This window comes from Candidatus Methylomirabilota bacterium (genome assembly GCA_036001065.1).
GTDB lineage: Bacteria > Methylomirabilota > Methylomirabilia > Rokubacteriales > CSP1-6 > MNEF01.
The window spans coordinates 1-12,113 of sequence record DASYUQ010000164.1; the positions used below are offsets into that span (position 1 = coordinate 1).

The window sequence follows — 12,113 nt, forward strand, 5'->3', positions numbered from 1 at the left end:
CGTCGTGGAAACCGTGATGAGCACGATCGAGCAGCTCAAGCGCGAGCGCGTGAGCATGCTGCTCGTCGAGCAGAACGCCGAGATGGCGCTGCGCCTGGCCGACCGGGTGTACGTGATCGACCACGGCGCGATCGTCTTCGAGGGGACGCCCGCCACTCTCAGGGCCGACGTCGCCATCACCACGACCTATCTCGGCGTCGGTGGCTCCACCGTCTAGTCGGTCACCTGGTCACCGGGAGCCTCACTCAAGACGAGACCGTGACCTTCGCGCGCACGACGTTGAAGGTCGACACCGGGCGCGAGAATCCCTTCAGGGCCAGCTCGCCCACCGGCTCCACCTCCACGAGATCCTCGACGGCGCCGCAGAGGCGGCGGGGGACGAGGATCTGGCCCGGCTTGGCCTCGCCGCAGAGACGCGCGGCCAGGTTCGTCACGGTCCCGATCGCGCCGTAGTCCCAGCGGCCCTCGAAGCCGATGGCGCCGATCGTGGCGTAGCCTTGCGCGAGGCCCACGCCGAAGTCGAGGTCGAAGCCGCGCTTGCGCCAGCCCTGGGCCAGGACCGCCACGCGCTGGCTCATGGCGAGCGCCATGCGGATGGCCCGCTCGGCCGGGTTGGGCACGGGCAGCGGGTCGTTGAAGAAGATCATCATCCCGTCGCCGGTGAAGCGCTCGAGCGTGCCCTCGTGCTCGAGGATGAGCCGGCCCATCTCCGCGTGATACTCCCGCAGCACCCCCATGACCTCTTCGGGCTCCGCCGTCTCCGCGAAGGCGGTGAAGCCCCGGAGGTCGAGGAAGACGACCGTCACCTCCCGGCGGTGACTCTTGAGCGGATCCTCGGCGCCGCCGGAGACGATCAGCTCGGCGAGCTGGGGGGAGAAGAACCGCTTGAGGCGTCCCAGACGCTCGAGCTGCGCGACCTGCTCCCGCACGACCGATTCCAGGTTCCGGTTGATGCTCTCCAGCTGATCGTAGAGCGTCTTGATCCGGAGCAGCGAGCGGACGCGCGCCAGCAGCTCCGCCTGATTGATGGGCTTGGTGAGGAAGTCGTCGGCGCCCGCCTCGAGGCCTTTGATCCGCTCCTGGGCGGGATCGAGGGCCGTCACCATCACCACCGGAAGCACCGCCGTGGCCGGATTGGCCCGGATCTTCCGGCAGACCTCGTAGCCGCTCATCTCCGGCATCACCACGTCGAGGAGCACCAGGTCGGGCTGCTCCTTGTCGACGAGCTCCAGCGCCTGCGGTCCCGACGACGCGGTGACCACCACGTAGCCTTTGACCCGGAGCAGGTCGGCCAGGAGCTTGACGTTGTTCGGGGTATCGTCGACGACCAGGATCCTGGCGGAGGCGCTCATGACCGGCTCAGGATGGCCTGCACCGCCGCCAGGAACTCCTTCACGTTGATGGGCTTGGTCTGGTAGCCGTCGAAGCCGGCCGCCATGATCTTCTGCCGGTCGTGCGTCATCGCGGAGGCGGTGACGGCGATCACCGGAATGGCGCGCGTCGTCGGATCACTCCGGAGCTGCCCCAGCGCGGTGATCCCGTTGATCCCCGGCAGCTGGATGTCCATCAGGATGAGGGCGGGGTGCCGCTCGCGGGCCAGGCGAACGGCGTCCTCCCCCGTCTCGGCCTCCACGGTCTGGTAGCCCCTGAACTGGAGCACGTCGCGCAAGAGCTTCCGGTTCTTCTCGTTGTCCTCGACGATCAGGATCAGCTCGTTGGCCATGGTCTCACCGGCAGCGTGAAGGTGAAGGTCGAGCCCTTGCCCACTTCGCTCTCGAGCCAGATCCTGCCCCCGTGCAATTCGACGAACCTTTTCGTGAGCGTGAGTCCCAGTCCCGTCCCTTCGCGCTGGCGGGCGTCGGCCCCCCCGACCTGACGGAACTCCTCGAAGATCGCCTCCTGGTCTTCCGGCGCGATGCCGATCCCGGTGTCATGGACGGAGATCTCGACCGCGCCATCGGCCAGCGCCGCCCGCAGCTCCACGCGGCCGCCCTCGGGCGTGAACTTCACCGCGTTCGAGAGCAGGTTGAGGAGGATCTGCTTGACCTTGCGCTCGTCGCCCGCGACCTCGCCGAGCCGGCCGTCCACCTCCAGCTCGAGCGCGATCTGATGGCGGCTGGCGCGCTCCTTCATCAGGGTGAGCGCGTTCTCCAGGGCGGCGGGCAGGTTGAACAAGGTGAGCTCCAGGTCCATCCGGCCGGCCTCGACCTTGGACAGATCGAGGATGTCATTGATCAGCGAGAGGAGATGCCGCCCCGAGCCGATGATGTCCTGGATGTACTCGGCCTGCTTGTCGTTGAGCTCGCCGAACATCCGCTCCTGGAGGACTTCGGAGAAGCCGATGATCGCGTTGAGCGGCGTGCGCAGCTCGTGGGACATGTTGGCGAGGAACTCCGACTTGTGGCGGTTGGCGGCCTCCAGCTGCCGGTAGAGCCGGCCCAGCTCGTCGTTCATGCGGTTCAGGTTGGCCGCCAGGGCGCCCAGCTCGTCGCGGTTCGGGATGGCCACCCGTTGCGAGAAGTCCCCGGCGGCGATCTGCCGGAGCCGCGCCTCCATCTGCATGACCGGCCCGATCAGGGACCAGGAGATCGCGTACCCCAGACCGAGCGCCAGCCCGATGCTCCCCACGGCGAAGCCGATGACGACCCAACGCGACGTCGCATAGGCGGCTTCGCTCGCCTCGATGCTGGCCACCATGTCGGCCTCGGCCTTGTTCACGAGTTGATTCGTCAGGCGCTCGAGACGGTCGGCCAGGGGGCTCGCCTGCGTGAGCTGCAGCTCCCGCCCCTCCGCCACCCTGCCACGGTGGATCAGGTGGACGACGCGCGTGACCACGTCGATAAACTTGTCGTAGTCCTGGCGCACCTGACCGAGCAGCTCCGCCTCGTCCCTGGCCACGAACTGGAGCCGATCCAGGTCGTAGCCGAATTGGTTGAGCTGGCGGAGGGTCGCCTCCAGCGTCCGCTCGTCGGGCACCAGGAGCGTCGAGGCCACGCTGTAGAGCTGTCCGGTCGTGTCGTGCTGGAGCTGGCGGTAGGCGGCGATCTTCCGCTGGAGCTTGACGAGATCCCCGGCGCGTTGGTTGACGTCGCTGAGTGCCCGCAAGCCCACCGCGCCGACGATGATGAGGTCCACCACGATCACGAGGAAGGCCGCCAGGAGCTTGGCGTGAACGGTCGCCGGGATGCGCGCGACGAGCCTGACGATCCAGTCCGTCATCTCGCCCGCGCCTCTCCCAGCAAGCTCCGCAAGTCCCGCAGCAGCTCGTCGGGATCGAACCGCACGCCCAAGTACTGGACGCGAAGCGTTCCGCGCTGATCGACCACGGAGGTGAGGAAGGTGTGATCGATATCGCTCCGTGGCTGCTTCTTGTAGTAGATGCCGTAGCGCCTCGCGACTTCTCTGATCTCCGCCGGCGTGCCGGTGAGGAAGTGCCAGCCGGCCAGGTTGGCGCCGTGCGCCTGGGCATAGCGCTTGAGCACCTCCGGGGTATCGCGCTCAGGATCGACGCTCACCGAGAGGAAGACGATCTTCGAGGCGAACTCGGCGCCGACGCGGTTCTGGAGGGCGGCCATCTTCGCCGTCAGCAGCGGACAGGTGTCGGCGCAGCCCGTATAGATGAAGGTGACGGCGACCACCTTCCCGCGGAGGTCGCTCAGCGTGAGGCGGGCGCCGTCCTGGTTGGTCAGCGTGAAGTCGGGCGCGGCGCCGATTCTCGGCAGACCACTGCTCGTCCCGGCGGCGTGACTGATACCCGTTCCGATGCAGAAGGTGGCTGCGAGCGCGACGAGCAGCGTCCCACTCCTGCCGCGGCGGCTGTTCACCCCTTCAGCTCCTTCTTGAGTTCGTTGAGGAAGCGCCAGTCGACACCCTGGGCGATGATCTTGTTCGGGCCGGACTTGATCATTCCGGCTTCGTGCAGGCGCAGGGCGTAGAAGCGCAGCGTATCTTCGGGGTCGTACACCCGCCACTTGTCATAGGGAACATCCTTCATCGTCTGGAGGGCATAGTCGTAGCGCGGCGTGAACCCCTTGTCCACGATGGCTCGGGCGGCGCGCTCCGGTTCGAGGGCGCAGACGTCGGCCGCTTTCAGGATCGCGCGGAGCGCCCGCTTGGTCGCCACCGGGTGCTTCCGGACGAACTCCCGGTTCCCGGTGGCCATGCAGCAGAAGTACTGCGACCAGGGCCGGTCGACAGCACTGTTGACCACGACGTGCCCGATCTTCTTGGCGCGGAGTTCCTGGGGGTCAGGCGGAAAGCCGAGGTATGCGTCGATTTTGCCTTCGGCCAGCAACTGCTTCGCCTCGGACGGGGGGTGGGCGACGAAGTTGACGTCCCGGCGCGGGTCCAGGCCAACGTGGGCCACCATGCTGGCGAGGAAGACGTGCTGGGTCAACCCGAGCTGGGTCACGGCGACGGTCTTGCCCTTGAGATCGCGGACTGCGCGCACCCGATCGGCCCCAAACATCTCGAAGCACCCGATATGGACGCCGGCCAGCAAGACGAGGGGGGCGCCCGCGTCCAGCTCGATGATCAGCGGTGCCGCGAAGTGCAGGTTGACATCAGCGGCGCCCGTGGCCAGGGCTCTCGAGATCTCGGCTGGCCCTGGGACCTTGACGTGCTGCACCTCGGTGAAGCCTTCGATCTTCAGCAGCTCCTCCGCGACGTACTGCGGTGCCACGCAGATACTGCCGAAGTGCGCCAGCCGCAGCTTGCGCGTCTCGGGCGGTGGCTCGGCCGCGGCCAGCTCCGGCCGCCACCCCAGGAGACCCGCCATCCCGGAGGTCGCCAGGCCGCTCACGAAGCGCCGTCGCGTGATCATCCCTTCAGCTCCTTCTTCAGCTCGTTGAGAAAGCGCCAGTCGGTGCCCTGGGCGAGGATCTTCTGGGGGCTCGACTTGATCATCCCGGCTTCGTGGAGGCGGAGGGCGTAGAAGCGCACGGCATCCTCCGGGTCGTACTGCCGCCACGTGCCATAGGGGATCTCCTTCAGTGCCTGGAGGGCGTAGTCATAGTTTTTTGTGTAGCCCCTGTCCACCAGGAACCGGGCGAACAGCTCGGGCTTGCGGGCACAGAGGTCGACCGCCCTGAAGATCGCGCGCAGGGCCCGCTTGGTGGCTACGGGGTGCTTCCGGACGAACTCCCGATTCCCGCTCACCATGCAGCAGAAGTACTGGGACCAGGGCCGGTCCATCATGGTGTTGACCACCACGTGCCCGATCTTCCTCGCCCGGAGTTCCTGCGGTTCTGGCGGAATGGCCAGGAAGGCGTCGATCTTCCCCTCTGCCAGCAGTCGTGCCGCTTCGGCTTGTGGATGCGTGACCCACTTGACGTCCTGGCGGGGGTCCAGGCCCACATATGCCATCATGCTGGCGAGGAAAACCTGTTGGGAGCCTCCCGGGTCGGGCACAGCGACGGTCTTCCCCTTCAAGTCGCGGATCGAGCGGACCCGGTCCGTCCCGAATAGCTCCAGGCAGCCCACGTGGACCCCGGCCAGGAAGACAATCGGGTCCCCCGCGTCTACGAGGATGATGGTTGGCGCCAAGAAATTGACGGCCATGTCGCCCTCGCCGGAGGCAATAGCCTGGCGCTGCCCGACGGTCGTCTCCTTCTTGACATACTGCACATCGATGAATCCCTCGCCATGCAGGAACTCTTCGATCATGTAGAGGGGGGCCGTACAGACGCTGCCGATCCGGACGACGGGCCTGAACTTCGTCGTCTCGGGCGGCGGCTCGGCCTCCGCCGACTCCGGCCGCCATCCAAGAAGTCCAGCAACGCTCAGCCCCTGAACGAAGTCCCGCCGGCTGATCATCCCTTCAGCTCCTTCTTGAGCTCGTTGAGGAAGCGCCAGTCGGTGCCCTGGGCGATGATTTTCTGGGGGCTCGACCTGATCATCCCCGCCTCGTGCAGGCGAAGGCCGTAGAAGCGGATCGTGTCCTCGGGGTCGTAGTCCCGCCATTTGCCATAGGGAATCTCTTTCATGGCCTGAAGGGCGTAGTCGTAGCGCGCCGCGAAGCCTCTGTTCACGAGGGATCGGGCGACGCGCTCCGGCTCGAGGGCGCAGAGGTTGGTGGCTTTCATAATCGCGCGCAGCGCTCGTTTGGTGGCCGCGGGATTCTTGCGGACGAATTCTCGGTTTCCCGCCGTCAAGCAGCAGAAGTACTGGGACCAGGGTCGATCCACGGCGCTGTTGACCACGACGTGACCGACCTTCCGGGCCCGCAGCTCTTGGGGCTCTGGCGGGAAGCCGAGAAAGGCATCGAGCTTTCCCTCCGCGAAGAGCCGCATGGCCTCGCCAGGTGGATGAGTGACCCAGTTGATGTCCTGGCGGGGGTCCAACCCTACGTACGCCACCATACTCGCGAGAAAGGTGTGCTGACTCGATAACCCCAGCGCGGGCACGGCGACCGTCTTGCCCTTCAGGTCACGGATTGCTCGAACGCGCTCGGTGCCGAACAGCTCGAAGCAGCCGACGTGCCCTCCGGCGAGAAACACGATCGGGGCCCCGGCGTCCACCCTGACCACGAGCGGCCCGACGAACCCCATGCTGATGTCCACCTCGCCAGACGCCAGGGTCTCTGCGACCTCGGCGCTCCCGCTTCTCTGGACGTACTGCACCTCGGTGAATCCCTCGCTCCGCAGGAGCTCTTCGGCGACGTACTGCGGGCTGCGACAGATACTAGGGATCTGGATCAGCCGGAGCTTCGTCGTCTCCGGCGGAGGCTCCGCCGCGCCCGGCCCGGCTGTAAGTCCGAGGAGACCCGCAGTCGCGAGCGTCACTCCGCCCACGAACTCGCGACGGCTCCAGTAATCAGCTCGCCGGCTATCCATGACGGTCCCCCTTCACCCCTTGAGCTCCTTCTTCAGCTCTTTAAGGAAACGCCAGTTGGTGGACTGGGCGATGATCTTCTGCGGGCTCGACTTGATCATCCCCGCCTCGTGGAGACGCAGCGCGTAGAAGCGGATCGTGTCCTCGGGGTCGTACACCCGCCACTTGCCGTACGGCACATCCTTCATCGCCTGGAGGGCGTACTCGTACTGCCTGATGTAGCCCTTGTCCACGAGGACCCGCGCGGCCCGATCGGGCTCGAGCGCGCAGAGGTCGGCCGCTTTCAAGATGGCGCGCAGCGCTCGCTTGGTCGCGACCGGGTACTTGCGGACGAACTCGCGGTTTCCCGTTACTACGCAGCAGAAATACTGCGACCACGGCCGGTCGATGGCGCTGTTGACCACCACGCGTCCGATCTTCCTCGCGCGCAGCTCCTGCGGGCTCGGCGGGAACGCCAGAAAGGCATCGACCAGCCCGTCTTCGAACAGCCGCATCGACTCGGAGGGCGGAAACCTCGCCCAGCTGATATCGGTGCGGGGGTCCAGGCCCACATACGCCACCATGCTGGAGAGAAAAATGTGCTCAGGGCCTCCCAGCCATGCCACGGCGACGATCTTCCCCTTGAGATCACGGATCGCGCGGATCGGCTCGTTCGCGAACAGCTCGAAGCAGCCGACGTGCGCGCCCGCCAGAAACACGATGGGGTCGCCCATGTCCACCCGGATGATGTGGGGCCCGACGAAGTTCATGCTGATGTCGGCTTCGCCGGCCGCCAGGACTTCCGAGATCACGCCACTCGCCATCTTCACGTACTGCACGTCTACAAACCCTTCAGCCCGGAGGAGTTCCCCGGCGAGGTACTGGGGTGCCCAACAGATACTCGAGGTTTGGACGAGCCGCAGCTTCGTTGTCTCCGGCGGCGGCTCCGCGGCCACGGTGCGAGGGCGCAGTCCGAGAACGCCGGCGACACCGGCGAAACTCAGCCCACGCACGAAGTATCGCCGGCTGCAGCTCGTCGCGCTTTGGCTCTTCATCGGGCCCTCCATCAGCGCGCGGACCCCTAAGCCTTGAGTTCCTTCTTCAGCTCGTTGAGGAAGCGCCAGTCGGTGCCCTGGGCGATGAGCTTCTGCGGGCTGGATTTGATCATCCCTGCTTCGTGCAGGCGCACCGCGTAGAAGCGGATCGTGTCCTCGGGGTCGTACTCGCGCCACCTGGTATAGGCAAGCGCCTTGAGTGTCTGGAGAGCGTAGTCGTAGTCCCTGGCATAGCCCCTGTCCACCATGATGTCGGTGAACCCCTCGCTCCGCAGCAGCTCTTCAGCCAGGTACTGGGGCGCGATGCAGACGCCGAATGGGGTCTGAGCCAGTCGCAGCGTCGTCGTCTCGGGGGGCGGCTCTGCCGCCGCCCGCTCCGACCGCGACGCCAGAACAGTCGCGGGACCGGCGACAGTCAGCCCGCGCAAGAACTCGCGTCGGCTGATCATCCCTTCAGCTCCCTCACTTCTTGGCGAGGAACGCCTTGGCCCGCTGCACCTCGGGGCGCTCGCTGTCGGCCTTGGCGGCCAGCGTCACCAGTTGCGTGTAGTAAGTCCGCGCCTTGGCCGCGTCGCCGGCCAGCTCCGCCGCCCGCGCGGCGCCCGCCAGCCCGTGGAAGCGGTTGCGCTCGACCTTGTGCGAGGCCTCGAACTCCTTGAGCGCCGGCGTTGACTGGCCCAGCTCGAGCAACATCTCCCCGAGCAGCTCGCGGGCCGGCAGGATCGGCCCCGGCGTCACCGGGTGCTTCTCAGTCGCCTCCTCACGCTCGGCCGCCGAGCGCATCAGCGTCAGCGCGTCCTGGCGCTTGCCTTCGGCCAGGGTGACCCAGGCCGACACCACCATACGCTGGATCTCCGTCTGCTCGGCCCAGTACGCGCTCTTCGCCTGCGTCAGGGCGTCGCGCAGCGTCGCCAGCCGCGCGACGTCCCGCTGCGCCCCCGCAACATCCCCGCTGCGCGCCGCGCCCAGCCCCCGGGCGAAGATGGTGACCGCCTCGGCCTGGGGAAACTTCTGCCAGGACAGCTGCGGCGGGTGGAGGGTCAGCGCGGCGGCCTCTGTCCACCGCCGGCGCTCGATCACATAACGCGCCGGCATCGCGGCGAAGGCGTAGGCGGCGGCGAAGTGCTCCACGTCCACCGTCTTGTACCCCCTGGTCTCCTCGAGCACGGCCGCGGCCGCCCGATCCTGGCCGAGCTGGAGATAGCCGTACATCATGTAGTCCATCGCGTGGAGCGCGTTGTACGAGCCGGCACCCGGGTGCGAGACGTTCACCTCGTCCTTCGCCACGTTCGCGGACGTGCGGTTCGTGGCGATCGACTCCTCCCAGTACCCGAGCCGCGTGAAGATGTGCGAGGGCATGTGGAGCGCGTGCGGCGCCGAGGGCGCGATGGCCGCGTAGCGCCGGGCCGCGCCCAGGCCCTGGGGCGCGATGGGCGGAAAGTCGTAGCTGTGGATCAGATAGTGGGCCACCCCCGGATGCTCCGGCTTCTCGGAGAAGACCTTCTCGAGGATCCGGGCCGCCTTGAGCTGGTTGGCGTAGGTCTTGTCGGTCGGCACCAACGTCATGTTCAGCGCGAGCGCGTAGAACACCGCCGCCTCCCGGTCATCCGGGTAGCGCTGAGAGAGCTGCTCCATCGCCTTCTCGTAGGCGAGGGCGCGCGGGCGGTGGTCGAGCTTGTCCGCGTCCTTGTAGAACTGCTCGATGGCGGCGATGTAATCCCGCTCGCGCGGGGTCTTGGCGGCGACCATCTTGGCTTGCTCCACCGCGGCCCAGCCATCCTTGAGCGCCTTGGGCGGCGGCGGGGCGGCCAGCGGGTTGCCCAGCAAGGTCATGGCCATCCCCCAGTGGGCCATGGCGCAGCTCGGATCGGTCTGGGCGACGGCCGGGAAGGCCTTGGCCGCCTCCGGAAACCAGAACGAATGGAGGAGCGCCACCGCCCGGTTGAACTGGGCCTGGGCCGCAGGCGTGCACGACACCTGGAAGTCCACCGCGCCCAGCTTCTCCTTGGCCGACTGCTGAGCGCTGGCCGCCGGCACCAGGAGCACCGCGGCCAGGGCGAGGATGAGGAACATCGCGTGCGACCAGTGGCGTCTGTTCATCCCTTCAACTCCTTCTTGAGCTCATTGAGAAAGCGCCAGTCCGTGCCCTGGGCGATGATCTTCTGGGGGCCCGACTTGATCATCCCCGCCTCGTGCAGCCGGAGCGCGTAGAAGCGCACGGCGTCCTCCGGATCGTATTCCCGCCATCTGGCGTATGAAATCTCCTTCATCGTCTGCAGGGCATAGTCATAGCGGTACCCTTTGTCGGCCACGACTCGCGCAGCGCGCTCCGGCTCCGCCGCGCAGAGATTGGCGGCTTTCAAGACCGCGCGCAGCGCCCGCTTCGTCGCCACCGGGTGCTTCCGCACGAACTCTCGATTCGAGGCGACGATGCAGCAGAAGTACTGGGACCAGGGCCGGTCCACCCCGCTGTTGACGACGACATGGCCGATCTTCTTGGCCCGAAGCTCCTGCGGGATCGGGGGAAAGCCCATCAACGCGTCGATCTTTCGCTCCGCGAGGAGCTGCATCGACTGGGCCGCGGGATACGTGACAAAGTTGATGTCCCGGCTCGGGTCCAGGCCCACGTAGGCTGCCATGCTGGCGACGAAGACGTGGTGCGGCGAGCCCAGCTCGGGCACGGCGACCATCTTTCCGCTGAGGTCGCGAATCGCCCGCACACGCTCCGTCCCGAACAGCTCGTAACAGCCGACGTGAACCCCGCCGAGAAGCACGATCGGCACGCCCGCGTCCACCTGAATGATGAAGGGCGCGACGAAGGCCATGCTGAGGTCGACTTCGCCGGAGGCGAACCCCTTGTACGGCGTGGCCTCGAACTTGACATACTGGACGTCGTTAAACCCCTCACTCTTGAGCAACTCTTCGGCCACGTACTGGGGCGCCACGCACACGCCCGCGATCTGGACGAGCCTGATCCTCCTCGTCTCGGGGGGCGGCTCCGCGTCCGCGGGTTCCGCGCGCAAGCCGAGGAGACCCGCGGTTCCGGACAGCGTCAGCCGATGCAGGAAATCCCGTCGGCTCCAGCCTGGCTGGTCGTTACGCATCGGCTCCTCCTTCCGTCCGGTTGCTCGCGCCGGGCCCCATCGGCAACGTGAACGTGAACGTCGAACCTCGGCCCGCCTCGCTCTTGACCCAGATCTTCCCGCCGTGCAGCTCCACGAACTTCTTCGCCAGCGTCAGCCCCAGCCCCGTCCCCTCGCGCTTGCTGGCGTAGTCCCCGCCGGCCTGGCGGAACTCCTCGAAGATCGCCTCCTGATCCTCCGGCGCGATGCCGATGCCGGTGTCGCTGACCGAGACCTCCGCCGAGCCATCGGCGAGCGCGGCCGCGACCGTCACCCGTCCGCCCTCGGGCGTGAACTTGACGGCGTTGGAGAGGAGGTTGAGCAAAATTTGCTTGAACTTCCGCTCATCGCCGACGATGGTCCCGAGCCGCCCGTCCACCGTGAGGTCGAGGTGGATCCCGCGGCGGACGGCGCGCTCACGCACGAGCGTGAGCGCGTTGGAGAGCGCCGCCGGGAGGTCGAAGGCGTTGAGCTCGAGCTCCATACGGCCGGCCTCGATCTTGGAGAGGTCGAGGATGTCGTTGATGAGGGACAGCAGATGCCGGCCCGAGGAGACGATATCTTGAAGATATTCCTCCTGCTTGTCGTTCAGCTCGCCGAACATCCGCTCGAGCAGGACCTCGGAAAATCCGATGACCGCGTTGAGCGGTGTGCGCAGCTCGTGGGACATGTTGGCGAGGAACTCCGATTTGTGCTGATTGGCGACCCCCAGCTGGCGGCTCTTGTCGTCGATCTCCTGGAAGAGCCGGGCGTTCTCGATGGCGACCTTCGACTGGCTGGCCAGCGCCGTGAGGAGGGTGACGACGCGATCGTCGAAGCTGCCCGGAGAACGGCGAAAGAGCACGATGCCCCGGGTGTCGTTGTTCCCGCTCATGGGAACCGCCAGCAGCGCCCGGAAGCCCTCCCGCAGGGTGATCTCCCGGTACAGCGTGCCCCCACCCGTCTCGATATCGGCCACCTGAACCGGCTGGCCGGTCTCGGTCGCGCGCCCGATCATGCCCTTCCGCGGGTCGATCGCCGTCGCTCGGATGGCCTCGATGTACGGGCCAGACAAGTTGTGGCTGGCCACCACGTCGTAGGTCAGGCGGGACGCGTTGAACTCGAAGATCCCGCACCCGTCGGAGCC

Annotated in this window: 13 protein-coding genes; 1 reads left to right on the top strand and 12 read right to left on the bottom strand. The window is 66.9% G+C overall.

Annotated elements, in window-relative coordinates; translation table 11 throughout:
* Positions 1–217 (top strand): ABC transporter ATP-binding protein (locus tag VGV13_15890; GenBank protein ID HEV8642572.1); only part of this gene is annotated, 217 nt, incomplete at its 5' end.
* A gap of 28 nt (positions 218–245) precedes the next feature.
* Here the strand turns inward: VGV13_15890 and VGV13_15895 are convergent.
* The 12 genes from VGV13_15895 to VGV13_15950 form a co-directional block, all read right to left on the bottom strand.
* The gene (locus tag VGV13_15895; GenBank protein HEV8642573.1) at positions 246–1,352 is read right to left on the bottom strand and encodes a response regulator; all 1,107 of its coding nucleotides are present in this window, start codon (positions 1,350–1,352) and stop codon (positions 246–248) included.
* The gene (locus tag VGV13_15900; protein HEV8642574.1) at positions 1,349–1,723 is read right to left on the bottom strand and encodes a response regulator; all 375 of its coding nucleotides are present in this window, start codon (positions 1,721–1,723) and stop codon (positions 1,349–1,351) included. The genes VGV13_15895 and VGV13_15900 overlap by 4 nt, the downstream gene beginning before the upstream one ends.
* Positions 1,708–3,219, bottom strand: coding sequence for an ATP-binding protein (locus tag VGV13_15905; protein HEV8642575.1), 1,512 nt, complete (start codon positions 3,217–3,219; stop codon positions 1,708–1,710). Before VGV13_15905 ends, VGV13_15900 begins: the two co-directional genes overlap by 16 nt.
* Positions 3,216–3,824: an SCO family protein gene (locus VGV13_15910; GenBank protein ID HEV8642576.1), complete on the bottom strand. Its 609-nt coding sequence runs from the start codon at positions 3,822–3,824 to the stop codon at positions 3,216–3,218. The genes VGV13_15905 and VGV13_15910 overlap by 4 nt, the downstream gene beginning before the upstream one ends.
* On the bottom strand, positions 3,821–4,822 hold the full coding sequence (locus VGV13_15915; protein ID HEV8642577.1) for an ABC transporter substrate-binding protein: 1,002 nt from the start codon (positions 4,820–4,822) through the stop codon (positions 3,821–3,823). Before VGV13_15915 ends, VGV13_15910 begins: the two co-directional genes overlap by 4 nt.
* Entirely contained in the window at positions 4,819–5,814 is a 996-nt protein-coding gene (locus tag VGV13_15920; GenBank protein ID HEV8642578.1) for an ABC transporter substrate-binding protein, read from the bottom strand. The genes VGV13_15915 and VGV13_15920 overlap by 4 nt, the downstream gene beginning before the upstream one ends.
* Positions 5,811–6,833 carry an ABC transporter substrate-binding protein gene (locus VGV13_15925; protein ID HEV8642579.1) on the bottom strand — a complete coding sequence of 341 codons (1,023 nt, stop codon included), beginning with the start codon at positions 6,831–6,833 and terminating at the stop codon, positions 5,811–5,813. The genes VGV13_15920 and VGV13_15925 overlap by 4 nt, the downstream gene beginning before the upstream one ends.
* Before the next feature lie 12 nt (positions 6,834–6,845).
* Complete coding sequence (locus VGV13_15930) at positions 6,846–7,877, bottom strand: ABC transporter substrate-binding protein (GenBank protein HEV8642580.1); 1,032 nt, start codon at positions 7,875–7,877, stop codon at positions 6,846–6,848.
* Between the two features lie 14 nt (positions 7,878–7,891).
* Entirely contained in the window at positions 7,892–8,314 is a 423-nt protein-coding gene (locus tag VGV13_15935) for a hypothetical protein (protein ID HEV8642581.1), read from the bottom strand.
* Between the two features lie 13 nt (positions 8,315–8,327).
* A complete protein-coding gene (locus tag VGV13_15940; protein ID HEV8642582.1) occupies positions 8,328–9,965 on the bottom strand; it encodes a hypothetical protein in 1,638 nt (545 codons plus the stop codon).
* Positions 9,962–10,969, bottom strand: coding sequence for an ABC transporter substrate-binding protein (locus VGV13_15945; protein HEV8642583.1), 1,008 nt, complete (start codon positions 10,967–10,969; stop codon positions 9,962–9,964). The genes VGV13_15940 and VGV13_15945 overlap by 4 nt, the downstream gene beginning before the upstream one ends.
* Positions 10,962–12,113: GAF domain-containing sensor histidine kinase (locus tag VGV13_15950; GenBank protein HEV8642584.1), on the bottom strand; the 1,152-nt coding region annotated here is incomplete at its 5' end. The genes VGV13_15945 and VGV13_15950, both read right to left, overlap by 8 nt.